20 protein-coding genes and 1 riboswitch are annotated in these 23,593 nt (G+C 72.2%); of the genes, 13 read left to right on the forward strand and 7 right to left on the reverse strand.

Going from position 1 to position 23,593, the window contains the following annotated elements; all coding sequences use genetic code 11:
- Nucleotides 1-371: TetR/AcrR family transcriptional regulator (locus E1285_RS07655; RefSeq protein WP_243722626.1), on the reverse strand; the 371-nt coding region annotated here is incomplete at its 3' end.
- Between the two features lie 83 nt (nucleotides 372-454).
- Nucleotides 455-577: riboswitch (cobalamin riboswitch) on the forward strand.
- Nucleotides 578-649: 72 nt separating this feature from the next.
- Between E1285_RS07655 and E1285_RS07660 the strand changes: the two genes are divergently transcribed.
- The 4 genes from E1285_RS07660 (at nucleotide 650) to E1285_RS07675 (ending at nucleotide 4,509) form a co-directional block, all read left to right on the forward strand.
- Nucleotides 650-1,567 carry an ABC transporter substrate-binding protein gene (locus E1285_RS07660; protein ID WP_132149544.1) on the forward strand — a complete coding sequence of 306 codons (918 nt, stop codon included), beginning with the start codon at nucleotides 650-652 and terminating at the stop codon, nucleotides 1,565-1,567.
- 349 nt (nucleotides 1,568-1,916) lie between these two features.
- Nucleotides 1,917-2,972: an iron ABC transporter permease gene (locus E1285_RS07665; protein ID WP_132149632.1), complete on the forward strand. Its 1,056-nt coding sequence runs from the start codon at nucleotides 1,917-1,919 to the stop codon at nucleotides 2,970-2,972.
- Nucleotides 2,969-3,739: an ABC transporter ATP-binding protein gene (locus E1285_RS07670; RefSeq protein ID WP_132149546.1), complete on the forward strand. Its 771-nt coding sequence runs from the start codon at nucleotides 2,969-2,971 to the stop codon at nucleotides 3,737-3,739. Before E1285_RS07665 ends, E1285_RS07670 begins: the two co-directional genes overlap by 4 nt.
- Nucleotides 3,736-4,509, forward strand: a complete 774-nt coding sequence (locus tag E1285_RS07675; protein ID WP_132149548.1) for an adenosylcobinamide amidohydrolase — start codon at nucleotides 3,736-3,738, stop codon at nucleotides 4,507-4,509. Before E1285_RS07670 ends, E1285_RS07675 begins: the two co-directional genes overlap by 4 nt.
- 156 nt (nucleotides 4,510-4,665) lie before the next feature.
- On the opposite strand, the gene E1285_RS07680 is transcribed toward E1285_RS07675, so the two are convergent.
- On the reverse strand, nucleotides 4,666-6,027 hold the full coding sequence (locus tag E1285_RS07680) for a chromosome segregation ATPase (protein WP_132149550.1): 1,362 nt from the start codon (nucleotides 6,025-6,027) through the stop codon (nucleotides 4,666-4,668).
- A gap of 89 nt (nucleotides 6,028-6,116) precedes the next feature.
- Nucleotides 6,117-7,664 carry an AMP-binding protein gene (locus tag E1285_RS07685; protein WP_132149552.1) on the reverse strand — a complete coding sequence of 516 codons (1,548 nt, stop codon included), beginning with the start codon at nucleotides 7,662-7,664 and terminating at the stop codon, nucleotides 6,117-6,119.
- Nucleotides 7,665-7,888: 224 nt separating this feature from the next.
- On the opposite strand from E1285_RS07685, the gene E1285_RS45390 reads away from it, so the two are divergent.
- Nucleotides 7,889-9,967 carry a VWA domain-containing protein gene (locus E1285_RS45390; RefSeq protein ID WP_165966500.1) on the forward strand — a complete coding sequence of 693 codons (2,079 nt, stop codon included), beginning with the start codon at nucleotides 7,889-7,891 and terminating at the stop codon, nucleotides 9,965-9,967.
- Nucleotides 9,968-9,977: 10 nt separating this feature from the next.
- On the forward strand, nucleotides 9,978-11,339 hold the full coding sequence (locus tag E1285_RS07695; protein ID WP_165966501.1) for an extracellular solute-binding protein: 1,362 nt from the start codon (nucleotides 9,978-9,980) through the stop codon (nucleotides 11,337-11,339).
- On the opposite strand, the gene E1285_RS07700 is transcribed toward E1285_RS07695, so the two are convergent.
- Entirely contained in the window at nucleotides 11,336-11,965 is a 630-nt protein-coding gene (locus E1285_RS07700) for a TetR/AcrR family transcriptional regulator (protein WP_132149556.1), read from the reverse strand. The two genes, E1285_RS07695 and E1285_RS07700, sit on opposite strands and share 4 nt — an antisense overlap.
- A 78-nt stretch (nucleotides 11,966-12,043) precedes the next feature.
- Between E1285_RS07700 and E1285_RS07705 the strand changes: the two genes are divergently transcribed.
- Genes E1285_RS07705 through E1285_RS07725 form a run of 5 tightly spaced genes read left to right on the forward strand, consistent with a single transcriptional unit; the run spans nucleotide 12,044 to nucleotide 18,481 of the window.
- Entirely contained in the window at nucleotides 12,044-13,657 is a 1,614-nt protein-coding gene (locus tag E1285_RS07705; RefSeq protein ID WP_132149558.1) for a carboxyl transferase domain-containing protein, read from the forward strand.
- An 8-nt stretch (nucleotides 13,658-13,665) separates the two neighbouring features.
- Nucleotides 13,666-15,603, forward strand: a complete 1,938-nt coding sequence (locus E1285_RS07710) for a biotin carboxylase N-terminal domain-containing protein (RefSeq protein ID WP_132149560.1) — start codon at nucleotides 13,666-13,668, stop codon at nucleotides 15,601-15,603.
- 2 nt (nucleotides 15,604-15,605) lie between these two features.
- Nucleotides 15,606-16,529 (forward strand): hydroxymethylglutaryl-CoA lyase, encoded by a 924-nt coding sequence (locus E1285_RS07715; protein ID WP_207946467.1) that lies wholly within the window; start codon nucleotides 15,606-15,608, stop codon nucleotides 16,527-16,529.
- Between the two features lie 3 nt (nucleotides 16,530-16,532).
- Complete coding sequence (locus E1285_RS07720; protein ID WP_132149564.1) at nucleotides 16,533-17,681, forward strand: acyl-CoA dehydrogenase family protein; 1,149 nt, start codon at nucleotides 16,533-16,535, stop codon at nucleotides 17,679-17,681.
- Between the two features lie 41 nt (nucleotides 17,682-17,722).
- A complete protein-coding gene (locus E1285_RS07725; protein ID WP_132149566.1) occupies nucleotides 17,723-18,481 on the forward strand; it encodes an FkbM family methyltransferase in 759 nt (252 codons plus the stop codon).
- An 18-nt stretch (nucleotides 18,482-18,499) separates the two neighbouring features.
- On the opposite strand, the gene E1285_RS07730 is transcribed toward E1285_RS07725, so the two are convergent.
- From E1285_RS07730 to E1285_RS07740, 3 genes are all read right to left on the reverse strand, one after another.
- Nucleotides 18,500-19,087: a methyltransferase domain-containing protein gene (locus E1285_RS07730; protein ID WP_132149568.1), complete on the reverse strand. Its 588-nt coding sequence runs from the start codon at nucleotides 19,085-19,087 to the stop codon at nucleotides 18,500-18,502.
- A gap of 70 nt (nucleotides 19,088-19,157) precedes the next feature.
- A complete protein-coding gene (locus E1285_RS07735; protein ID WP_132149570.1) occupies nucleotides 19,158-19,433 on the reverse strand; it encodes a DUF397 domain-containing protein in 276 nt (91 codons plus the stop codon).
- The gene (locus E1285_RS07740; protein ID WP_165966502.1) at nucleotides 19,430-20,230 is read right to left on the reverse strand and encodes a helix-turn-helix transcriptional regulator; all 801 of its coding nucleotides are present in this window, start codon (nucleotides 20,228-20,230) and stop codon (nucleotides 19,430-19,432) included. Before E1285_RS07740 ends, E1285_RS07735 begins: the two co-directional genes overlap by 4 nt.
- Before the next feature lie 233 nt (nucleotides 20,231-20,463).
- Here E1285_RS07740 and E1285_RS07745 point away from each other — a divergent pair, with 233 nt between their 5' ends.
- Both E1285_RS07745 and E1285_RS07750 read left to right on the forward strand, forming a co-directional pair.
- Entirely contained in the window at nucleotides 20,464-20,859 is a 396-nt protein-coding gene (locus E1285_RS07745; protein ID WP_132149574.1) for an ATP-binding protein, read from the forward strand.
- A 119-nt stretch (nucleotides 20,860-20,978) separates the two neighbouring features.
- On the forward strand, nucleotides 20,979-23,585 hold the full coding sequence (locus E1285_RS07750; RefSeq protein ID WP_132149576.1) for an NACHT domain-containing protein: 2,607 nt from the start codon (nucleotides 20,979-20,981) through the stop codon (nucleotides 23,583-23,585).
- Nucleotides 23,586-23,593 lie beyond the last annotated feature (8 nt).

Below are 23,593 nucleotides of genomic sequence, written 5' to 3' on the forward strand. Positions count from 1 at the left end.
GGGCGGCGGGTGGGGCGGCCGGTCGCGTGGAGGGCGCCGATGACCGTGCCCATGCGGGCGAGGTAGGCCTCCATCGCGGTGGCCGCCTCGGCGAGCCGGTCCGGTAGCGGCTGGTCGAGCGGGATCGCCGCGATCTCGGCCAGGACATCGTCGGCGCGCTGCGCTTCGGCGATGCAGGCGTCCAGCAGTTCGTCCTTGTCGGCGAACACGCGGAAGATCGTCGCCTCCCCGATCCCGGCGGCGCGGGCGATCTGGCCGGTCGTCACGGTCGTCCCGTGCTCGGCGACCAGCGGCAGCGCGGTCCGGACGATCATTTCGCGGCGCTGGTGCGCGCTCATGCCCGGGGCACGGCGCCGGCTCGTGGGCTCCATGCCGCCCACGATAAGGAGTGAGTCCTCACACCGTCAATGACGGAGTGAGACCTCACTCCGCTGGATCGGGACGGATCGGATTCGGTGCCTGATAACGTTGCGATGCTGCGCGCAAGGAGCGAAGTCCGGTGCGAACCCGGCGCTGTCCCGCAACTGTGGTGCCCCTCTCGAAGTGGCCGAGCCAGGTCGCCTCCTCGCGTGCCGACGATCTTTCGACCTCGTGGAAGGGCGATCCGTCATGAGCGGGCCGCGGCTTCCCTGGCTGCCAGGAGGCTCCAGTGAGACCCGTACGTACCCTCGGCGCGGTGTTGGCGGTGGTCGCCGTCATCTTCACGGCCGGATGCGGCGGCGACGAGAAGACCGGCGACGCGGCCTCGGGCGCGAAGACCGTCACCGTTGAGGCCGCCAACGGCGCGGTGACCGTCCCGGCCGACCCGAAGCGCATCGTGTCGCTCTCCCCCACCCACACCGAGACGCTGTTCGCCATCGGCGCCGGGCCGCAGGTGGTGGCGGCGGACGACTACTCCAACTACCCGGACGAAGCGCCACGGACGAAGCTGTCGGGCTTCAAGCCGAACGCCGAGGCGGTCATCGCGTACAAGCCCGACCTCGTCGTCGTGTCCGACGACCTGAACGGCATCGTCAAGTCGCTGGAGAAGGTCAAGATCCCCGTCCTGCTGGAGCCGGCGGCGACCAAGCTGGACGAGGCCTACGACGAGATCAACGACCTCGGGAAGGCCACCGGCCGCACCGCCGAGGCCGCCAAGCTCGTCGCGGACATGCGGTCGAGCATCCAGAAGACCGTCGCCGCGTCGTCCAAGGGCAAGGGCCTCAGCTACTACCACGAGCTCGACAACCAGCTGCACTCGGTGACGTCCAGCACGTTCGCCGGCCAGCTGTACGGGCTGTTCGGGCTCAAGAACATCGCCGACGAGGCGGAGAAGGCCGCCGGCGGCTATCCGCAGCTGTCGCGCGACTACCTCCTCAAACAGGACCCTGACCTGATCTTTCTGGCCGACACCAAATGCTGCGGCCAGAACGCCGCCACCGTCGCCGAGCGCCCCGGCTGGTCGGACCTGGGCGCGGTCAAGAACGACGGCGTAGTGGAACTCGACGACGACATCGCCTCCCGCTGGGGTCCCCGCCTGCCCGAGTTCGTCAAGGCGATCGGTGACGCGGTGCAGAACGTCCAGTGATCACCGCCCTGCCGGGCACCCGCCCGTGAAACCCCGGTCCCGCCGTTCCCGGGACGTCCCGGCCGATCCACATGACCCGGCCGGGACGTCCCCGGACGTCCGCGAGCAGCCGCAGGACGTCTCCGAGACGTCCGGACGCGGGCGGCCCAAGGTCGAACGGCCCGAGGTCGAACGGCCCGAGGTCGAACGGCCCGAGTTCGAGCAGCCCATGGCCAAACGGCCCGAGGTCAAGCGGCCCAAGGTCGGGCGGCCCGAGATCGAACAGGCCGAGTTCGAGCAGCGCGCGTCCAAACGGCCCGGGGTCAAGCGGCCCGGGGTCAAGCGGCCCTGGGGCAAGCGGCCCTGGGTGATGGGAAAGGGGTTGCCGCAGACGGCCGGGCAGGCGAGGCTGCGGCCGGTGTCGCTCGCGGTGGCGGTCGCGCTGCTGGCCGCGGCCCTGCTGGCCGGGGTGCTGGTCGGTTCGGCGGGCCTGCCCGTCGGCGGGGTGCTCAAGGCGCTGGCCGGCCGGCTCCCGTTCGTGCACATCGACTCGGGGCTCAGCGTCATCGACGAGAACATCCTGTTCGAGCTGCGCGTGCCGAGGGCGCTGATGGCGGCGCTCGTCGGCGGGATGCTCGCCATGGCGGGCGCCGGATACCAGGGCGTGTTCCGCAACCCGCTCGCCGACCCGTACCTGCTGGGCGCGGCGGCGGGCGCCGGGGTCGGCGCGACGCTGGTGATCGTTGTGGTGCCGGGCGATCCCGGGTACGCGGTGCCGCTCGCCGCGTTCGTGGGCGCGATCTCCGGCGTGTTCCTGGCGTACGTGCTGGGCGGCACGGCGGGAAGCGGGAACGGGGCGGCGACGCTGGTGCTGGCGGGGGTCGCGGTGTCGTCGTTCCTGGCGGCCGTGCAGACGTTCCTGCAACAGGTGAAGACGGAGGAGCTGCAGCGGATCTTCTCGTGGCTGCTCGGCGGAGTCGGGTCGGCGGACTGGCACCAGCTCGCGCTGATCGCCCCCTACTCGCTGGTGTCGACGGCGGTCCTGCTCGCGCACGGCCGGCTCCTGGACGTGCTGAGCGTCGGGGACGAGGAGGCCGCGTCGCTCGGCCTGTCGGCGTCGCGGGTCCGGATGACGGTGCTGGTCGCGGCGTCGCTGGCGACGGCGTGCGCGGTCGCGGTGAGCGGGCTGATCGGGTTCGTCGGGATCGTGGTGCCGCATCTGGTTCGGCGGCTGGCGGGCGGTTCGTACCGGGTCGTGCTGCCGCTGTCGCTGCTGGGCGGCGCGGCGTTCCTGGCGGTGGCGGACCTGGCGGCGCGGACGGTGATCGCCCCCGCGGAGGTCCCGCTCGGCGTGGTGACGGCGTTCGTCGGCGGGCCGTTCTTCGTCGCGGTGCTGCGCGCGAGCCGCAGGCAGGTGGAGACGTGACGGTGCGGGTGCGGGGCCTGGACGTGGCGCTGGGCGGGCGGCCCGTGCTGAAGGGGGTGTCGGCGGACGTCCCGGCCGGGTCGTGGACGGCGGTCATCGGGCCGAACGGGGCGGGGAAGTCGACGCTGCTGCGCGCGGTCCTGGGCCTGGTGCCGTCCCACGGCGAGATCGAGGTGGCGGGCGAGGACCTGGGGGCGCTGAAGCCGAGGCAGCGGGCCCGGCTGGTCGCCTACGCGCCGCAGAGCCCGAACCTCCCGGCGGGGATGACGGTGTTCGACTACACCCTCCTCGGCCGGTCCCCGTACATCCCGCACCTGGGACGGGAGAGCGCACGGGACCGGGACATCACCGCGGAGGTCCTCGACCGGCTGGACCTCACCGGCTTCGCGTCCCGGTTCCTGGATCACCTTTCGGGCGGTGAGCGGCAGCGGGTGGTGCTGGCGCGCGCGCTGGCGCAGCAGACCCCGGTGCTGCTGCTGGACGAGCCGACCACCGCCCTCGACATCGGCCACCAGCAGCAGGTGATGGAGCTGGTCGACCGGCTCCGGCTGTCGGACGAGCTGACCGTGGTGACGACGATCCACGATCTGACCCTGGCGGCCCAGTACGCCGACGAACTGGTCCTCATCTCCGGCGGACGGGTCGCGGCGGCGGGCGAACCGGCGCGGGTCCTCACCCGTTCCGCGGTCGAGGAGCATTTCGACGCGCGCGTGCACGTGACCCCCGGCCCCGGCGGCCGGCCGATCCTGTCGTTGGAGCGTCCATGAGGCTTGAGACGGTGTGGCGCGTGGAGGACGGGACGCGGCTCGCCTCGACCGTGTGGCGGGCCGGCGCCGGATACCGGATGATCTCGTCGGCGATGCTGGGCGGCGGGATCGGCCCGGCCGGGTGGGTGCTGAACGCGCAGGTCGCGGGCGGCTACTCGCGCATGGACCCGGTCGTCCACCTGATGGAACTGGCCGGATCGCACGGCCTGGAGGGGCCGGGCGTCGGGATGCTCACGGCCGCGTCGGTGTCGCGCACGATGCGGCGGGACGACGAGGGCGTGGCCGTCTCGGCGACGGTGGGGCTGCGGGTCCCGACGTGGGCCGCCTCGCCCGCCGGCGTCTGCGATTCCGAGCTGGCGCCGATGCGCCTGGACGGGACGTCTCCGCCCGCGTGGACCCCCGGGACCATCAACATCGTCGTCGCCGTCCCGGTTCCGCTGAACGACGCGGCGCTGGTGAACGCCGTCATCACCGCGACGGAGGCGAAGACGCAGGCGCTCCTCGAAGCGGGGTATCCGTGCACGGGGACCGCGTCCGACGCCGTCTGCATCGCGGCGCCGACCAGTAGCGGCGCGGCGGCGACCAGTAGCGGGGCGGCGGCGACCGATGGCGGAGGGGAGGCGGAAGCGGCGGTGACCGGTGGCGGAGCGGCCGAGCCGTTCGCGGGTCCGCGTTCCGTCTGGGGCTCCAGGATCGCCCGCGCCGTGCACGCCGCCGTCCATGCGGGCGCCCTCGACTACACCGCCTACCTGGAATCCCGAGCCACGTAGCGAACCGGGCCACCTGGAGGACCGCGGCCGACACCCCCCGTGGACAGGCACCGGCCGCCGTACCACCCCGGTGCGATACGGCGGCCGGAATCAGGGCCAGTGCAGTGTGGGAAGGGCCTCACCTCCTCGCAGTGCTTCGGTCCGCCGGCATGACGGTCAGCCGACGTGGGGAAGGCGATGTCCGTTGAGCGGGCCGTGGCGTCTTGCGGGGTCGGTGGCGAGGGGGTCGCCGCCGTCCAGGGACGATCCGTTCACCGGCGGCACGGAGTGCAGCCCGGTCGGCGGCTCCCGGCCGGCGGGCGGGCGGGGGCCGCCGTCGCGCTGCCCGTCCGCGAGGCCGGTGAGCGCGTCGACCCGGCGGCGGGCCCGTTCGGCCTCGCCGCGGGCGGCGTCGCGTTCGGCGGTCAGCGCCTTCACCACCGCCCGAAGCTCCTCGGCGGCGCGGGACAGCTGCCAGTTGTGCTGCTCCAGGTCGCGTGCGCGCGCCTGGACCTGGTCGCGGTCGGCGACGGCCTGGCCGCGCTTGGCCTCGGCGTCGCGGACGGCGGAGCGCAGGTCCTCGGTGGTGCGCTTCACCGCCTCCGCCTCGACGCGGTGTCCCTCGACGAGGGTCTCGGCCTCGGACAGCCGCCCGTGCAGGGAGACCAGTTCCGCGCGGGCGCTCTCCAGCGAGGCGAGCAGCTCGCCCTCGCGGGAGGCGACGCGGTCGCGGTCGCGCTCGGCGGCGAGCCGCGCGGCGTCGGCGGCGTCGGCCCGGTCCCGGGCCTCCTGGCGTTCCCGGCCGGCGGCGTCGAGCTCGGCGGCCAGGCGCTCGGCCCGGGTCCGGGTGGACGCGGCCTCCTGCTCGGCGGCGTCCGCGCGGGCGCGGGCGGTGGCGGTCTCCCGCCAGGCGACCTCGGCCTGCCGCTGGGACGCGTCGCGTTCCCGCTGCGCGACGGCGACGTGCCCGGCGGCGTCGGCGTGGGCGTCGGCGACCCGCCGTTCAACGCCGGCGACGCCCAGCTCCGACATGAGGGACCCGGCGAGCCGGTCGGCGGCGCCCTCCAGCCGCTCGACCATCTCCCACGCCCAGGCGACCTGGCCGGTGAGGCCCGGCGACTGGCGGCCGCGTTCGCGGTTCTCGCGGGCGGACCGCTCGCAGTCCCCGTCGCCGTCCTGGCAGTAGCGGATGGTGCGGGCGCCGCGCACCGGCTGCGGCACGGGCCGTCCGCAGCCGGCGCACGGCCAGACCGCGACCGGGTCACCGAGGCGTGCGATCCCGGCGCGGTTGTCCTCGTCGCCCGGCTCGGCGCGGGGAGCCTGGTCCGCGCGGGGAACCTGGTCCGCGCTGGGGGGCTGGTCCGCGCGGGGGGCCTGGTCGGCGCGAGCCTGGTCCGCGGGTGTGTCCCCGCGGGACGCGGCGTCCGCGGTCGCCGCCCCGAGGTAGGCGGCGGGGTCGGTGATGACGGGAAGGTCGGTCTTCGTCGGGGCAGGGGTCGGGGCGACGTCGTCGAGCGGCGCGACCTTCTGGTCCTTCATGTGCCGTTGTACGCAGAACCCTCCGGAGGCGTTCGACGTTCACCGCGACGACTTCGGACGCGTCCCGCCCGGCGTACCGGACCGCTCGCTCAGCCGGCGCGTTCCCCCAGGTAGTCCTCCCTCACGCGGCGCCGGCTGAGTTTGCCGGACGGGGTGCGCGGCAGCGATTCGCGGAACTCGATCCGGCGCGGATGCTTCAGTTTCGACAGCCGGGGCTCGCAGTGGGCGAGCAGCTCGGCGGCCAGGGCGTCGCCCGCGGCCGCGCCCCCGGCGGGCTCGACGAGGGCGACGACGCGCTGCCCCCAGTCGTCGTCCGGGACTCCGATGACGGCGACGTCGCCGACCGCCGGATGCTGCAGCAGCGCGTTCTCGATCTCGGCCGGGTAGATGTTGACGCCGCCGGAGATGATGAGGTCGGTGCGGCGGTCGCTCATGTAGAGCCAGCCGTCCTCGTCGAGGTGGCCGAGGTCGCCGGGCGTGTAGAAGTCGCCGCGCATGGCGGACGCGGTCTTCTCCGGGTCGTCGTGGTACTCGAATCCGGGCTGCCCGCTCGCGTAGATCAGGCCGGTCTCCCCCGGCGGCAGCTCGGCCCCGTCCGGGTCGAGGATCTTGATCTGGACGCCGTCGACCGCGCACCCGACCGTCCCGGGGCGGGCGAGCCACTGCTCCGGGGTGGCGACGACGACGGGGCCGCTCTCGGTCGAGCCGTAGTACTCGTAGAGGACGGGTCCCCACCAGTCCATCGTCCGCTGCTTGGTCTCGACGGGGATGGGCGCGGCGCTGTGGTACACCTGCCGCAGCGACGACAGGTCGTAGCGCGCCCGGACGTCGTCCGGCAGCGCGAGCATGCGGTGGAACATCGTCGGCACCATGAACGAGTTGGTGACGCCGTGCCGCTGGATCAGCTCCAGGGTCTCCTCGGGCTGGAAGTGCTCGGCGACCACGAGGGCGTGACCGAGGTTGAGCGACATCAGCGCGTGGACGCACGGCGCGGAGTGGTAGAGCGGCCCGATGGCGAGATGGACCTCGTCTCCGGGCTCCAGTCCGAGGTGGCTCATCAGGGTCTGCCGCATGAGGTCGAGCACCAGCTCCGGCGGGATGTCCATGAGCGGCCGCCGGACGCCCTTCGGCCGGCCCGTCGTCCCGGACGTGTAGAGCATGATCGACCCCATCTGCCGCTTCTCGGGCGGGTCGGCGCTGCCCGTGGCGCACAGCTCGGCCATGGACCCGAAGCCCTCGGCGGGGTCGACGCTCACCCGTCTCCCGGCCGGGATGCCCGCCTCGTCCGCCGCGCCCGCCACGACGCCGGCGAGCGCGCTCTCGGTCACGACGGCCTTGGCGCCGCTGTCGGCCAGGATGTACCCGATCTCGGACGCGGTCAGGTGGCGGCTCACGGGGACGAGGTACAGGCCGCTCTGGAACGCGGCGAGCAGGACGGTGAGGAACTCGGGCCGGTTGCCGAGCACGGTCGCCAGCGAGTCGCCGGGACCCAGCCCGAGCCCGCCCAGCGCGTTCGACAGCCGGTTCACCTCGGCGTGCAGCTCGCCGTAGGTCATCGGTACGCCGGGAGCCAGCAGCGCTGGACGGTCCGGATGATTGCGTGCGATCTCGTAGAAGCCGACACCTTCAACGCCCATGCGGCACTCCTCGGTCCGGGTCAGTCAGACGGCCGGGTGACCTCCCGTCCATCCTGGCCTATCTCGCCGCGAGCGCGTCAAGACAAGCGGACGGTTCGCATACGGGCGGGGACGCATCGGCCGATGCAGGTCATTGTTTTTCCTGACCTGTCCCGCGCCCGCAAATATCATGAGGTCGGTTTCCGGGGGCCGACCAGTCGAGGCCAGCGCGGCATGGAGTCCGCATGAGTGATTCCGGCAACGGCGGCGGGGGCGAGCCTTGGCCGCTCACCGTCATCCTCAGCGTGTGCTCCGGGGTCATCGTCACCGTGACGATGACGCAGGTCTACGCGGTCCCGTGGCTGGGCACGCTCATCACCGCCACCGTGACGGTCATGTGCGTCATGCTGCTGGGCTGGCTGGCCTTCCGGCTGCTGAAGTCGATGGACGACCGGGTCAGGGCGCCGCTGCTGACGGCTCTGACGTCCCTGGTGTGGGGCGCCGCCGGCGCGGCGCTGATGGCCGTCGTCCTGCTCGCCGGCGCCACCTCCGTCCGGTTCCTGGAGGAGCACACGGGCGCATGCGGTCTGCCGCTGGAGCTGCGGGTCCTGACCGCGCCCGAGACGCTCACCCCGCTGCGCGCCGCCGCGGCGGAGTTCGAAACGGCCGCCGAGGACGGCGGCTGCCGCGAGTACAGCGTCACCGTGGTCCCCGAGGAGGGGCCGCTCCCCCTGTACGACGGGTTCAGGCTGCTGTGGCGGCGCAGCGCCTCCGAGGGCGGGCCGCGCGCCGACGGCGAGCGGTTGTTCGGCCCGCAGCCCGACGTCTGGATTCCGGCTTCGACCGCCGAGTACGAATTCATCCCGAAAGGTCCCGGCCAGGTCGGCCAGGCCGGGCGGGCGGGAGCAACGGGGGCGGCGGACGGCGGTCCCGCCTTCCGGTCGCTGGGCTCCCTCGGATCATCGCCGCTCGTACTGGCGCTGTTCTCCGGCGCCCACGAGTCCGTGCACGACCCGCTCGCACCGCCGATGGCGCCGAGCGCGGCGGAGCTGCTGGAGCGCTTCGAAGCGGCACGCGTGCCGCTGCGCGGGATCGCCCGTCCCGTCCCCGAGACGTCGTCGGCGGCGCTGGCCGTCACGCCCGCGCTGTACGACGCGATGCCCGGCGGCGACGCGCAGAACGAGCGGGTGACCGCGCCGGCCGGCCTGGCCGCGCCGGACGCGGTTTCGCTGCTGTGCCGGTTCCGTGAACGCGCCGCCGCACAGGACTCCGAACCCCCGGACGACATGGCCGTAGCCGTCCCCGAGCAGGTGCTGTACGACTACGACATGGGGCGGCCGCTCGGCGACCGCTGCGGCGGCACCGGCGGACACGGCGGTCCCGGAGGAGCCGGCCCGGACGCGAAATGGCGGCTGTACCCCTACTACGCGACCGACCTGCCGACGCTCGACTACCCGTTCATTCAGGTGAAGTGGGGCGGCCAGGACACCGAGGCACGGGACGCGGGCGTCACCGGGTTCCACCGCTGGCTCGGTGACAACCCGCTCACCCTCCAGGGTTTCCGGGACACCCGCGGCACCGTCCCGCCCGCCCGCGAGGGCGACACCGAGCACCACCCCCTGGCACGCCTCCACGACGTCGTGGGCGGACGCGTGATGCCGGCCGCCGTCGCGTTGACGAGACCGGAGGGCGTGCAGGCGACCCTGGACCGTGTCGGAGCGGCACGCCCGAGGGTCTCGGTGTCGCTGATGCTGGACGTGTCCGGATCGATGGGCGGCGCGGCGCGGGCGCACGGCGGCTCGCGCCTCAGCCGGGGAGCCTCCTTCCTGCGCAGCCTGGTGACGCAGTTGCAGGGCAACGACCGCGCCGGCCTTCAGGTGTCGTCGTCGACGGCGTCGCCCGGCGACAGCGGGACGGTCGGGAACGTTCCCCAGGGCGCCGCGTCCCCCGGCCAGAAGAACGCCGTCACGAACGGCCTGGAGGCTGTCGCCTCCACCGGGGCCGACCGTCCGCTCGCCGACACGGTCGAGGCGGCCGACCTCGGCCCCGGACGCCCCAACCTCATCCTCGTCACCGACGGGCAAGGCCCGGACACCAATCCCCGCCTCGGCGCGCGGGCCGCGTGGCTGTCCGGCGAGTTCCGCGACCAGCATCCCGACCTGCGGGTGACCGTCGTGCTGACGGGGCCGGCGACGTGCGGCTCCACGCCCGTCGAGGAGGTCGTGGACGCGCTCGGCCCCGGTGACGGCGGCTCCGGGTGCGTGGAGCTGACCGATGCCCCCGAGGCGGAGCAGGCCGCCGAGCTGCTGTCGGGTCTGAGATGACGGAGCAATGATGACGCGGCGGTGGTACCTCCCGCACGATCGGACGGCCAAGGCCGCCCTCGCCTCGGGCGCGGTGCTGATGCTGATCGCGGCCCTGGTCGTCGTCCTCGGGCCGCTGGAGTCCTCGTACCCGGCAATGGAGATGGACTGCGACCGCGAGGAGCTGTTCGTCGCCGGAGGGACCGACGTCAGCCTTCGGAACCAGCGCCGGGCGCTCATCCGCCAGTGGAACGAGGGACGCTTCCCGGACGGCCGCCCCCACCCCCACGCCACACCCGTGGAGGTGGCGGAGTCGACCGACCAGCAGCACAGCCAGATCAAGGCGGTCCAGGAGTCGGGGAGCTGCGCCTATGACGTCCTCATCATGGACAACACATGGACGGCGCAGTTCGCCGAAGCCGGCTACCTGGTCGCGTTGGAGGACGTCGCCGGTCTGGACGACTTCTTCCCCGCCGCGCTGCGGACGGGTGAATGGGAGGGCGAGCAGTACGCGATCCCGTTCAACGTGGACGTCGGGCTTCTCTACAACCGGGAGGGCGTGGCGCCGCCGACGGCGTGGCCGGGGCTTCTCGGCTCCGGTGTCGCCATGCAGCTCTCCGGCTACGAGGGCCTCACGGTCAACGCGCTCGAGGCGGTGTGGAACGGCGGCGGCCGCGGCCTGCTCACCGGCGACGGACGGCCGAGCGAAGAGGAGCTGCGCGACTCGGTGTATCCGGCGCTCGTCGAGATGGCCCCGTACGCGCGAGGGGCGCTGGCCGCGTCGCGGCTGTACGGGGAGCGGGAGAGCATCGAGGCGTTCGCCTCCGGGACGGGGCTGATGCGCAACTGGCCGTACGTGTTCTCCGCGCTGGCGAGCGAGCCGCGCATGCGGGACGGCGACCGGCTGAGGTTCGGGGTGCGGGCACTGCCCGGCCGTACCGTCCTCGGCGGGCAGAACCTCGCGGTCTCCACGCACTCCCCGAACCCGGGGCTCGCCCAGGAGCTCGTGGAGTTCCTGAGCGGGACGCGGAGCCAGCGCCTGCTGTTCTCGTGCGGCGGTTTCGCGCCGGGGCGGTACTCCGCGCTCGGGCTGGCCCCGGACCGCCGCTCCCCCGCCGAGGTGGAGGCGCGGACGTGCTCGTCCCTCACCGGTGAGCCGCTCGGCCCGGGTGAGGCCGATGCGCCGGGCCCGGTGCAGCTCGCCGAGCTTGGGCGCGCGGTGGTGACCGCGCTCGCCCGCGCCGATCCCCGTCCGGTCACCCCGCACTACAGCACGTTCTCCAGCACGTTCCGGGACTGCGTGCAGAAGATCTTCGACCGTGCCGGACTGGACGTCCGGGAGTTCGCCGAGGCCGTCAGCGCGTCCCTGGACGGCCGCGCGGCCTCCTGCTAGGAGGCGCTTCCGGGCCGGTGCGCGGCGCTCTCCAGGGCGGAGCGGGCCATCGTGTGCAGGAGGTCGCCCATCGCCTCGCGGCCGAGGCCGGTGGCGCTGCGCGGGGTCGAGTTGAGCAGGCCGAAGCAGGCGTGGACGGCGGCGCGGGTCCGGTCGTCCGGCAGGCCGGGGCTCAGGCGGCACAGCACGGCGACCCATTCCTCCACGTAGGCGCGCTGGAGCCGGCGGATGCGGTGGCGCTGCGGCTCGGGGACGTTGTCCAGTTCGCGTTCGTGGACGGTGATCAGCGCCGGGTTGTCGAGGGCGAACGCGATGTGCCAGCGCAGCAGCGCGTCCAGGGCGCGGCCCGGGTCCGGGGCGGCGGCGCGGCGGACGCCCTCGGCGAGGAGCCGCTCGCTGATGTCGAGGAGCATCTCGGCGAGGACGGCCTCCTTGCCGCTGAAGTGCCGGTACAGGGCGGGGCCGGTGAGCCCGACGGCCCGCCCGAGGTCGCCGATGGACGCGCCGTGGTAGCCGCGGCGCGCGAAGAGCTCGGCCGCGGCGCCGAGGATCTCGGCCCGGCGCGGGTTGGGCGGGCCTGCCGGGGAATCGGGCCCGGAGGCCGCCCCGGCGGGGCGGGACGTCATGGCGGCCAGTCTAGACTAGAGTTGTTAATGGCCATTAACATCGGCGTTGTTAACGATCGTTAACCGGGAGGGGAGGCCATGAGCGGACCCGAGATCGGCTCCCGCGCCGACGTGACGGGCGAGGCGTTCAAGGTGAGCGCCGCGCACAACGAGGCCCTCGTCGCGGAGCTGCGCGAGCACGTCGACCGGGCCGGGCGCGGCGGTCCCGAGCGGGCCCGCGAGCGGCACGCCGCGCGCGGCAAACTGCTCCCCCGCGACCGGGTCGACACGCTCCTGGACCCCGGTTCCCCCTTCTTGGAACTGTCGCCGCTGGCCGCGAACGGCATGTACGGGGACGAGGCCCCCGGCGCCGGGATCATCACCGGAGTCGGGCGGATCGCCGGCCGCGAGTGCGTCGTCGTCGCCAACGACGCCACCGTCAAGGGCGGCACCTACTATCCCGTCACGGTGAAGAAGCACCTGCGGGCGCAGGAGGTGGCGCTGCACAACCGGCTCCCCTGCGTCTACCTGGTCGACTCCGGCGGCGCGTTCCTGCCCCGCCAGGACGAGGTCTTCCCCGACCGTGAGCACTTCGGCCGCATCTTCTACAACCAGGCCACGATGTCCGGGCTGGGCATCCCGCAGATCGCGGCGGTGATGGGCTCGTGCACGGCGGGCGGCGCCTACGTCCCGGCGATGAGCGACGAGGCCGTCATCGTCCGCGGCCAGGGGACGATCTTCCTGGGCGGGCCGCCGCTGGTGAAGGCCGCCACCGGCGAGGTCGTCACGGCCGAGGAGCTGGGCGGCGGCGAGCTGCACTCGCGCACGTCCGGCGTCACCGACCATCTCGCCGAGGACGACGCGGACGCGCTGCGGATCGTCCGCGACATCGTCGGCACGCTCGGTCCGCGCGAGCCCCGCCCGTGGGACGTCGCACCGTCCGAGGAGCCGGCCGTCGACCCCGCCGAGCTCTACGGGGTCGTCCCGCAGGACCCGCGCACCCCCTACGACGTCCGCGAGGTCATCGCCCGGATCGTGGACGGCAGCCGCTTCCAGGAGTTCAAGAAGGAGTACGGGCCCACGCTGGTCGCCGGCTTCGCCCGCGTGCACGGCCACCCGGTCGGGATCGTCGCCAACAACGGCATCCTGTTCTCCGAGTCGGCGCAGAAGGGCGCGCATTTCATCGAGCTGTGCGACCGGCGCAATGTTCCACTGGTGTTCCTGCAGAACATCACCGGGTTCATGGTCGGGCGCGAGTACGAGGCGGGCGGCATCGCCAAGCACGGCGCGAAGATGGTCACCGCCGTCGCGTGCGCCCGCGTCCCGAAGTTCACCGTCGTCATCGGCGGCTCGTTCGGCGCGGGCAACTACGCGATGTGCGGCCGGGCCTATTCGCCGCGGTTCCTGTGGATGTGGCCGAACGCCCGGATCTCGGTGATGGGCGGGGAGCAGGCCGCGAGCGTGCTCGCCACCGTCCGCCGCGACCAGATGGAGGCGCGCGGCGAGGAGTGGCCCGCGCGGGACGAGGAAGACTTCAAGGCACCGATCCGCGACCAGTACGAGGCCCAGGGGAACCCGTACTACTCGACGGCGCGGCTGTGGGACGACGGAGTGATCGACCCGCTCGACACCCGGCGCGTGCTGGGGCTCGGGCTGGCGGTCGCCGCCAACGCGCCGCTGGAGCCGGTCGGCTACGGCGTCTTCCGGATGTGAGGGTGTTGATGTTCGACAGCGTGCTGGTCGCCAACCGCGGGGAGATCGCCGTCCGCGTGTTCCGGACGTTGCGTCGGCTCGGTGTCCGCTCCGTGGCGGTCCACACCGACGCCGACGCCCTGGCCCGCCACGTGCGGGAGGCGGACGAGGCCCTGCGGATCCCGTCGTACCTGGACATCGAGGCCGTGATCGCGGCGGCGCGCGACTCCGGGGCGCCGGCCGTCCATCCGGGGTACGGCTTCCTCGCGGAGAACACGGCGTTCGCGCGGGCGTGCGGCGAGGCGGGGCTGGTGTTCATCGGCCCGCCCGCCGGGGCGATCGAGGCGATGGGCGACAAGATCCGCGCGAAGCGGACCGTCGCGGCGGCCGGGGTCCCCGTCGTCCCGGGGAGGGACGAGCCGGGCCTTTCGGATGCCGAACTGAAGGCCGCCGCGCTGGAGGTCGGGCTGCCGGTGCTGCTGAAGCCGTCCGCGGGCGGCGGCGGCAAGGGCATGCGGCTCGTCCGGGACGCGGCGGATCTGCCGGAGGCGATCGCGTCCGCCCGCCGCGAGGCGCGCGGCTCGTTCGGCGACGACACGCTGCTCGCCGAGCGGTTCGTCGACAACCCCCGGCACATCGAGATCCAGATCTTCGCGGACGCCCACGGGAACGTCATTCACCTGGGCGAACGCGAATGCAGCCTGCAACGGCGGCACCAGAAGATCATCGAGGAGGCGCCGTCCCCGCTGCTGGACGCGGCGTCCCGCGAGCGGATGGGCGCCGCCGCCGTCGCCGCCGCCGAGGCCGTCGGATACGCGGGCGCCGGGACCGTCGAGTACATCGTCTCCGCGGACCGCCCGGACGAGTTCTTCTTCATGGAGATGAACACACGGCTCCAGGTCGAGCACCCGGTCACCGAACTGGTCACCGGCCTCGACCTCGTCGAACTCCAGCTCCGCGTGGCCGCCGGCGAGCCGCTGCCGCTCACCCAGGCCGACGTCCGCATGGACGGGCACTCGATCGAGGCCCGCGTCTACGCCGAGGACCCCGCCCGGGGCTTCCTGCCCACCGGCGGCCGCGTCCTGGCCCTGACCGAACCCGGCGGCGCCCGCGTCGACTCCGGGCTCGACGCCGGCACCGAGGTCGGCGGCTCCTACGATCCGATGCTCGCCAAGGTGATCGTTCACGGACCTGGCCGGGCCGAGGCCCTGCGGCGCCTCGACCGGGCGCTCGCCTCGTACACGCTGCTGGGCGTCCCGACGAACGTCGCGTTCCTGCGCTCGCTCGCGCGGCACCCGTCCGTGGTGTCGGGCGACCTCGACACGGGACTGGTCGAGCGTGCGCTGGACGACCTGGTGTCCGGCATGTCCGTCCCGCCCGAGGTGTTCGCCGCCGCCGCGCTGGAACGGATGCTGGCGCTCGAAACCGGCGACGACCCGTGGGACATCCCGGACGGCTGGCGCCCCGGCGCCCACGCCTGGACACCGTGGATCATCACCCCGTCCGGCGGTGACCCGGTGGAGGTCCGCGTCCAGGGCCGGGCCGCGTCCGCGCGCGTCGCGATCGGCGGCGACCCGCCGGTCACCGCCTCGCTGAGCAGGCCGTTCACACTGACCTACGCTGGTAGGACGACCTCGTTCGAGGCCGCCCGCGACGGGCACACGCTCTGGCTCGGCCGCGACGGGCACGCGTGGGCGCTGAGCGAGCACGTCCGCGCCGAGGCGGGCGCCGCGGCCGCCGGGACGGGCGACGGGGTGCTGCGCAGCCCGATGCCCGGCACGGTCCTGGCCGTCAAGGCGGCCGAGGGCGAACGGGTGGCGCAGGGGCAGCCGCTCGTGGTCGTCGAGGCGATGAAGATGGAGCACGCCGTCACCGCGCCGCTCGCCGGCGTCGTGGCGAAACTGCCGGTCCGCGCGGGCGCGCAGGTCGCCCTCGACGCGGTGCTGGCCGTGATCGAGGAGGAATGACGATGCGGGTACCCCTTTCCGGCCTTCCCGGCCGGGTCACGATCTACGAGGTCGGACCGCGCGACGGGCTGCAGAACGAGAAGGCCGTCGTGCCCGTGGACGTCAAGTCCGAGTTCGTGACGCGGCTGGCCGGCGCGGGGCTGCGCACGATCGAGACGACCAGCTTCGTCCACCCGAAATGGGTGCCGCAGCTCGCCGACGCCGAAGAGCTCCTCGACGTCCTGCCCCGCTCGCCGGACCTGCGCTACCCCGTCCTCGTCCCGAACGAGCGGGGCCTCGACCGGGCGCTCGCCAACGGCGTCACCGAGATCGCGATCTTCGGCAGCGCCACCGAGTCGTTCGCCCGCCGCAACCTCAACCGCACCGTGGACGAGTCGCTCGCGATGTTCGCGCCCGTCGTCGAACGCGCCCACGCCGAAGGGCTCTGGGTGCGCGCCTACGTGTCGATGGCGTGCGGCGACCCGTGGGAGGGCGACGTCCCCATGGAGCAGGTCGTGTCGGTCGCGTCCCGCCTGATGGAGCTCGGCTGCTCGCAGCTCAGCATCGGCGACACCATCGGCGTCGGCACGCCCGGCCACGTCACCGCCCTCATCGAGGCGCTCGGCGCCGCGGGCATCGGCCCCGAGCGGCTCGCGGTCCACTTCCACGACACCTACGGGCAGGCCCTCGCCAACACCCTCGCCGCCGTCCGCGCGGGCGTCACCGTCGTCGACGCGTCCGCCGGCGGCATCGGCGGCTGCCCGTACGCCGAGAGCGCCACCGGCAACCTGGCCACCGAGGACCTCGTGTGGATGCTGCACGGCCTCGGCATCGACACCGGCGTCGACCTCGACGAGCTCACCGCCACGAGCCGGTGGATGGCCCGCCACCTGGGCCGCCCCAGCCCCTCCCGCGTAGTCCAGGCCCTCTCCCCCGGATCGGAGTAGTTCATGATCGACTTCACGCTCAGTGACGAGCAGGAGGAGCTGCGGAGCACGGTCGAGCGGTTCGCCCGCGAGACGGTCGCCCCGGTGATCGGGGACCTGTACGAGCGCGGGGAGTTCCCGTACGAGATCGTCGCCGCGATGGGCAGGATGGGCCTGTTCGGGCTGCCGTTCCCCGAGGAGCACGGCGGCATGGGCGGCGACTACTTCGCCCTCTGCCTGGCCCTGGAGGAACTCGCCCGCGTCGACTCGTCCGTGGCCATCACGCTTGAGGCCGGTGTCTCGCTGGGCGCGATGCCGATCTACCGGTTCGGGTCGGCCGAGCAGAAGAAGCGCTGGCTGCCGCAGCTCACGTCCGGTGAGAGGCTGGCGGGGTTCGGCCTGACCGAGCCGGGCGGCGGCTCCGACGTCCCCGGCGGCATGCGCACCACCGCCCGGCTGGACGGCGACACCTGGGTGATCAACGGCTCCAAGGCGTTCATCACCAACTCCGGCACCGGCATCACAGCGTTCGTCACGGTCACCGCCTTCACCGGCGACGGCGAGATCTCCACGATCATCGTCCCGAACGGAACCCCCGGCTTCACCGTCGGGCGCAAGTACTCCAAGGTCGGCTGGTCGTCGTCCGACACCCGCGAGCTGTCCTTCGACGACGTGCGCGTCCCCGCCGAGAACCTGGTCGGCGAGCGCGGCCGCGGCTACGCGCAGTTCCTCCGCATCCTGGACGAGGGCCGCATCGCCATCGCCGCGCTCTCCGTCGGCCTCGCCCAGGGCTGCGTGGACGAGTCCCTCCGCTACGCCCGCGAGCGGGAGGCGTTCGGCAAGGAGATCGGCCGCTACCAGGCGATGCAGTTCAAGATCGCCGACATGGAGACGCGCGCCCACACCGCCCGCCTGGCCTACTACGCCGCCGCCGCGAAGCTCCTCGCCGGCGAGGAGTTCAAGAAGGAGGCCGCGATCGCCAAGCTCGTCGCGTCCAACGCCGCCATGGACAACGCCCGCGACGCGACCCAGATCTTCGGCGGCTACGGCTTCATGAACGAGTACGCCGTCGGCCGCTTCTACCGCGACGCGAAGATCCTCGAAGTGGGCGAGGGCACCTCGGAAGTCCAGCGCATGCTCATCGCCCGCGCCCTAGGACTCCCCCCGTCCTGACGTTCGCGGCTCTCGGCCCGCCGGCACGGTAGTGTCGGCGGATGCTGCTGCGCGCCTACGGCATCGCCCGGTCCCTGGTCATGTACTACGGGGTTCCAGGGAAGCACCGGCGCGCGACGCGCCTGTACGGCGAGTTCCTCAAGCCCGGCGACGTCGCGTTCGACATCGGCGCGCACGTGGGCGGCCGGGTGCGCGTCTGGCGGCACCTGGGGGCACAGGTGATCGCGGTCGAGCCGCAACCCGACTGCCTGCGCGTCCTGCGGCTCTTCTACGGCCGCGACCAGGGCGTCACCATCGTCCCCGGCGCCGCCGGGGCCAAGCCAGGCCGCGCGGACCTCGCCCTGTCCACGGCGACACCGACGGTCTCCTCGATGTCACGCGACTGGATCACGTCGGTGACGCAGGACAGCAGCTTCGCCGGCGTCCGCTGGGACCGCACGGTCGAGATCGAGGTGACCACCCTCGACGACCTCATCGCAGCCCACGGCGTACCCGCCTTCTGCAAGATCGACGTCGAGGGCTTCGAGGCGGACGTCCTCGCGGGCCTGACCCGGCCCCTTCCCGCCCTGTCCTTCGAATACATACCGTCCGCCCACGACGCCGCCCTGGAAGCCCTCCGCCACGTGGAGCGGCTCGGCGCGGACGCGGGCGGCTACGTCTACAACTACTCCCCGATCGAGACGATGCGCCTGGCGAGCCCCCGCTGGCTCGACGCCGCCACCTTGGAACGCCGACTCGACCGGATCCGCCCCCGAGGCCGCTCCGGCGACATCTACGCCCGCCTCCGCACCCGTCCCTGACCGGCGACGGTCGCCGCCTCAGCGACGCCGGGCCACGAAGACGGTCAGTTCGGACAGCTCCCGCCGCGTGACATCGGCGAATCGGCCGCACATCGCGTGCTCGATGCATTCCAGCCGGTCGTCCGGCAGCATGAGGTGGCGGGTGAACTTGGACGGCCGCCTGCCGCCATGCCAGGCGATCACCACGCGGCCGCCGGGACATGTGACGCGGTGCAGCTCGTCCAGGCCGCGCTCCAGGCTCGGCCAGAGCCCCACCGTGTTGACGGTGACCACGCAGTCGAACTCGGCGTCGCCGAACCCGGTCGCTTCAGCGGTGCCGAGCCGCAGATCTGCGTCCGTTCCCTGCTTCAGCGCCAGAGCGCGCATCGCCGGGGACGGGTCGACCCCGCAGATCCGTCCCGCCGGGCTCCGGGCGAGGCAGCGGATCAGCCCACCCGGCCCGTACCCAACCTCCAGGATGTGCTCCCCCGCCTGGACATCGAGAAGGTCGACCACCTCGTCCTGCTTGTTCATCCACAGCATGAGGCGTCCGGCCAGCCACCCGCGCGGCCCGCTCGGAATGACGAAGGGCGAGCGGGTCGCCCTGCCCGAGGTCCACGGCGTCACCTCCACCTCGCTGGACGTTCCCCGACGTCACGCAGGGAATCCTTCGGCCCGGGCCAGGCGGCGTGCCTCGTCAGGGTGTCGGGTCGAGCGAGCCGTCCCTGATGCCGGTCAGGAGGGACGCCCACGCGTAAGGCGCGAGGGCGAGCACCGGCCCGTCCGGGTCCTTGGAGTCCCGCATCGCCACACCGTGCCTGGTCAGCGGAGCCACCTCAACGCACTGGCCTTCGCTGCCGCTGCTGTGGCTGCTCTTGCGCCAGAAGGTGGCGACCTCGACGCACTCCTGCCCTTCGCCTCCGCTGCTGCTGCTCTTGCGCCAGGGGGAGAAGACAAACTGCCGACTGGTCATGCCTCTGACACTAGCCGTTCGATCAACGATCGGGAATCGGACGGGGAGAGCGCGGCGGCCCTGAGATGGTCGAAGACCACGTTGTGGCGGCGGATGTCGTCCACGCACTCCAGATACCAGCCACTGGTCAGGTTCTCGACGAGCACCACAGAAAGCTCGTTCGTCGCCAGCGTGGTGAACGAGCCGTTGTGACCTGGGTGCGCGCCGGCCGAGAACGGAAGGACCTGGAGGGTCACATTCGGGAGCACCGAGAGCTCGATCAGCCGGTCGAGCTGCGCCCGCATAACCTCGGGCCCGCCGAACTGCTGGCGGAGCGCGGCCTCACTCACGATGGCCCACAGATGGGGCGGATTCTCCTCGCAAAGGATCTGCTGGCGGCGCATGCGGATCTCCGCCAGACCGTCGATGTCCGGCGCCTTGCCTTGGGAGATACCGGACGTGATGACCGAGCGGGCGTACTCATCGGTCTGCAGGAGCCCGGGGATGAGGTGGAGCTGGAAGGACCGGATGGACGTGGCCTCGGCTTCCAGCGAGATGTAGTCGAGCATTGAGGGGGAGAGTTTCCCTTCATAGCGGTGCCACCAGCCCTTATCGACGGCATGGCGGGCAAGGTCGAAGAGGGCCTTGCGCTGGTCGGGGTCGGTGAGGTCGTAGCGGTCGAGCATGTGCTCCAGGGCGGGACGGCGGATGCCGCGCTTGCCGGTTTCGAGCTTGCTCAGTGACGACGGCGTACGGTTCAGCAGCCGCGCCGCCTTCTGGAGGTTGAGGTCACGACTTTCCCGCAACTCGCGCAGCATCGTGCCGAGCTTGCGGCTTCGCATGGTCGGACGCTGCGAGTTGTCTATGGCGTAATCATTGCCTGACTTTGCGTGACCGCGAAGCGGTTCTCCCAAGCTGGCCAAAGTGACTCAGTCAAAAGTGACTGGGGACCTCCGGACCGGGGACCTCGGGACGAGGTAGGCGAACGTATCGCTTGATCAGACACGGTCAGCCCATTCTTTCCGGACACGACGACCGAAGGAGTGGAGCAGTGACGGTGCCGACCTTGAGGTTCGACACGCTTTTGTTGCCAGGCATGCACCGGGCCGCCGGGCACGCGCGGCGGTGGCTGCGCGACGTGCTCGGCGAGCATCCGGCGCTGGACGACGCCGCGCTCTGCACGAGCGAACTGGTGGCGAACGCGCTGCGGTACACCGAGTCCGGCCAGGACGGGCAGATCCGGGTGGAGGTGTGCCACTCGGACAAGGTGGTCCGCATCGAGGTCATCGACGACGGCGGGGCCGCGACCGTCCCCCACCTGGCCACAGCGGCCGAGACGGACGTCTGCGGCCGGGGCCTTCGCCTGGTGGCGTTCCTGGCCACCGACTGGGGCGTTACCCGGCGGGATCAGGGCCATGCCGTGTGGTTCGAGATCAGCCCCCGTTAGGCACCCGCCGTCCGCGGCGAATCCTGAATGAATGAGGATTTCTTCGCCATAATGGTCTCTCCATCGTGAATGGGGGCACCGTGTCCGTCGAGGTGGCTGCGTTGCGGATAGGCGGATCTGTGGCGCAGCTGGCCGCCGGGCGGTGGCTCGCGGGGCGTTCCAGCAGGGACGGGGCCGGGAAGGACCTCGCCGAGCTGATCAAGACGGGGTTCCCGGACGAGATCAGGCGGCGGCGCGTCCAGCGGCAGTTCGAGGGCATCGCCGATTCGGTCGCCGAGCGCCTGCTCACCTTCGCCGGGCACGAGTTCGGCGGGCTCACAGATGGTGATCGCGAGGCGGCGTTGTTCGAGGTCGTCCGCACCCTGGACCGCGCCGACCTGTCGGACGAGGCTTTCCTGGCCGCCGATGCCGATCCGGTGAAACTGGCCCGGCGGGTCAGATCACGCTTGCCCGCCAGGCGCGCCGAGTACGAGCTGGGAGAGGCCGGAGCCAGGCTCTACGACGTCGTCCTGGACGAATGCTGCGACTGCCTGGCCCGCATCATGATTCACCTGCCGCAGTTCGGACCGCGCGCGTCCGCCGAGATGCTCGGGCGGCTCAGCAGCCTCGCCGACCAGGTGAGCGCCGTCCTGGCACGGCTCCCCGCACGCACCCTCGACGCGCCCGAGGGCGAGTCGGACGATGACGCGTTCACGCGCCGCTACCTCGCGTCGATCAGCGAATCTTTGGACACGCTCGAACTGTTCGGTGTGCGCTTCGAGCGGTTCACCCGGCCGCAGACGACGCTGAGCGTCGCCTACATCAGCCTGAACGTGTCCGATGAGAGCCGCCGTGACCACCGCCCGCCGAAAGCGGCCGCTGTGCCCATCAGTGATTGGCGTGACGAGGCCGGGCCCGGCGCAGTCCGGGTGGAGGCGGCGCTGGACAAGCAGCGGTTGACGCTACTGCGCGGTGAGGCCGGCAGCGGTAAGAGCACCCTGCTCCGGTGGCTCGCGGTGACGGCCGCCAGAGGTTCGTTCAGCGGGCCGTTGCGCGGCTGGAACGGCTGCGTCCCGTTCGTCATCAAGCTGCGCAGCCACGCGGGCGGGCGGCTGCCGCGCCCCGAGGAGTTCCTCGACGACGTCGCCAGCAACCTGGCCGGGATCATGCCGCGCGGATGGGCGCACCGCCAGTTGAGATCCGGCCGTGCATTGCTCCTGGTCGATGGCTTGGACGAGATCGCCAGCACGCAGCGGCAGGCGGTCCGGCAGTGGCTTAAGGAGATCGTCGCTGGTTTCCGCGACATCCGGATCGTCGTCACCTCCCGCCCAGCGGCGGCTGACTCCGGCTGGCTGCGCGCCGAGGGCTTCGCGACGGCCTTCCTCGAACAGCTTTCCCCAGCGGACGTCCGGACGCTCGTCCAGCACTGGCACAACGCCGTCCGGGACTGCGCCGGTCTCCCCTGCGCCCCGGAACGGCTACCCACCTATGAGGCGCGGCTGCTGGCCCGACTGGAGGCCGCTCCCCACCTGCGGACACTCGCGTCCAGCCCGCTGCTCGCCGCGATACTGTGCGCCCTCAACCTTGACCGCGAGACGCTCCCCCGCAACCGCATGGGACTGTACGGCGCGGCCCTCGACATGCTCCTTGAGACACGGGACGCGAAACGCGGCATATCGAGCACGCTCGAACGCGAGCAGAAGATCCGCATTCTCCAGGACATCGCCTGTCACCTGTCGACCAGCGCACGCGTCGAACTGCCCAAGGCCATGGTCGCGAGGCTCACCGCCGACCGCCTGGCGTCGATGCCGCAGGTCCGGGTACCACCCGAAGAAGTTCTGGACGAGCTTCTCCAGCGCAGCGGCGTCCTGCGCGAACCGGTACCGGGCCGCATCGACTTCGTGCACCGGACCGTCCAGGAGTACCTCGCCGCCAAACATGCAGCCGACCTCGGCGACATGGACCTGCTCGTGCGGTACGCCCACCGCGACACCTGGCGCGAAACCGTCATCATGGCCGCTGGCCACGCCAACGAGCCGCTGAGACGCGAATTGCTGACCGGCATCCTGGCCCGTGCTCGCAAGGAGGAGCGACGCGCCCGCACGCTGAAACTCGTGGCGGTCGCGTGCCTGGAAACGCTCCCGTCCGTGCCGGACGGTCTGCGCGCCGGCATCGACCAGTGCCTGAACGACCTCGTCCCACCGCGCGACCCGGCATCGGCCCGCTCCCTGGCCACCGCGGGCGAACCCGTCCTCACCCGTCTGCCCGAGACCCTCGAGGGCCTCAGCCCGGCGGCCGCCGCCGCAACGGTCCAGGCGGCCTGGCTGATCAACGGACCGGACGCCTTAGACCTGCTCGCACGCTACGCAGCCGACACCCGCCCACGTGTGCGGGAGGAGATAATCGAGGCTTGGGCCTACTTCGACACTGACGAGTTCGCCGAATGCGTCCTCGCGCACTCCCCCGCAGGCGGGGAGGTCACGCTGTTCCAGAAGCCGCGGCAGGTGCGTGCCCTCGGCAAAGTGCCTCCGCTGTCCGAGCTCTCCGTTTACCTGGATGAGCACGCAGACGACCTCGACGCCTGCATTTTGGCTTTCCCGGCCTCAACAACATCGGCTTTCTGGAGCGCAGCCTACCGCAGCTTCGCGAAATCTGGCTGTCCCCATGTGACGCGATCACCGATCACTCACCCCTTGCACGGCGGACCGGGCTTTCGGTCTTGTGGCTATACGGCTGTACCCAGCTGACCAGCCTC

Source organism: Actinomadura sp. 7K507 (genome assembly GCF_004348425.1).
GTDB lineage: Bacteria > Actinomycetota > Actinomycetes > Streptosporangiales > Streptosporangiaceae > Spirillospora.

What these genes read in the sequence shown, in the direction of transcription:
- E1285_RS07695 (WP_165966501.1), top strand. Translation starts at nt 9,978, where the DNA reads ATGACGCGGCGGTGGTACCTCCCGCACGATCGGACGGCCAAGGCCGCC.
- E1285_RS07720 (WP_132149564.1), top strand. Translation starts at nt 16,533, where the DNA reads ATGATCGACTTCACGCTCAGTGACGAGCAGGAGGAGCTGCGGAGCACG.
- E1285_RS07705 (WP_132149558.1), top strand. Translation starts at nt 12,044, where the DNA reads ATGAGCGGACCCGAGATCGGCTCCCGCGCCGACGTGACGGGCGAGGCG.
- E1285_RS07685 (WP_132149552.1), bottom strand. Translation starts at nt 7,664, where the DNA reads ATGGGCGTTGAAGGTGTCGGCTTCTACGAGATCGCACGCAATCATCCG.
- E1285_RS07735 (WP_132149570.1), bottom strand. Translation starts at nt 19,433, where the DNA reads ATGACCAGTCGGCAGTTTGTCTTCTCCCCCTGGCGCAAGAGCAGCAGC.
- E1285_RS07740 (WP_165966502.1), bottom strand. Translation starts at nt 20,230, where the DNA reads ATGCTGCGCGAGTTGCGGGAAAGTCGTGACCTCAACCTCCAGAAGGCG.
- E1285_RS07680 (WP_132149550.1), bottom strand. Translation starts at nt 6,027, where the DNA reads ATGAAGGACCAGAAGGTCGCGCCGCTCGACGACGTCGCCCCGACCCCT.
- E1285_RS07710 (WP_132149560.1), top strand. Translation starts at nt 13,666, where the DNA reads ATGTTCGACAGCGTGCTGGTCGCCAACCGCGGGGAGATCGCCGTCCGC.
- E1285_RS07675 (WP_132149548.1), top strand. Translation starts at nt 3,736, where the DNA reads ATGAGGCTTGAGACGGTGTGGCGCGTGGAGGACGGGACGCGGCTCGCC.
- E1285_RS07700 (WP_132149556.1), bottom strand. Translation starts at nt 11,965, where the DNA reads ATGACGTCCCGCCCCGCCGGGGCGGCCTCCGGGCCCGATTCCCCGGCA.
- E1285_RS07725 (WP_132149566.1), top strand. Translation starts at nt 17,723, where the DNA reads ATGCTGCTGCGCGCCTACGGCATCGCCCGGTCCCTGGTCATGTACTAC.
- E1285_RS07665 (WP_132149632.1), top strand. Translation starts at nt 1,917, where the DNA reads ATGGGAAAGGGGTTGCCGCAGACGGCCGGGCAGGCGAGGCTGCGGCCG.
- E1285_RS45390 (WP_165966500.1), top strand. Translation starts at nt 7,889, where the DNA reads ATGAGTGATTCCGGCAACGGCGGCGGGGGCGAGCCTTGGCCGCTCACC.
- E1285_RS07715 (WP_207946467.1), top strand. Translation starts at nt 15,606, where the DNA reads ATGCGGGTACCCCTTTCCGGCCTTCCCGGCCGGGTCACGATCTACGAG.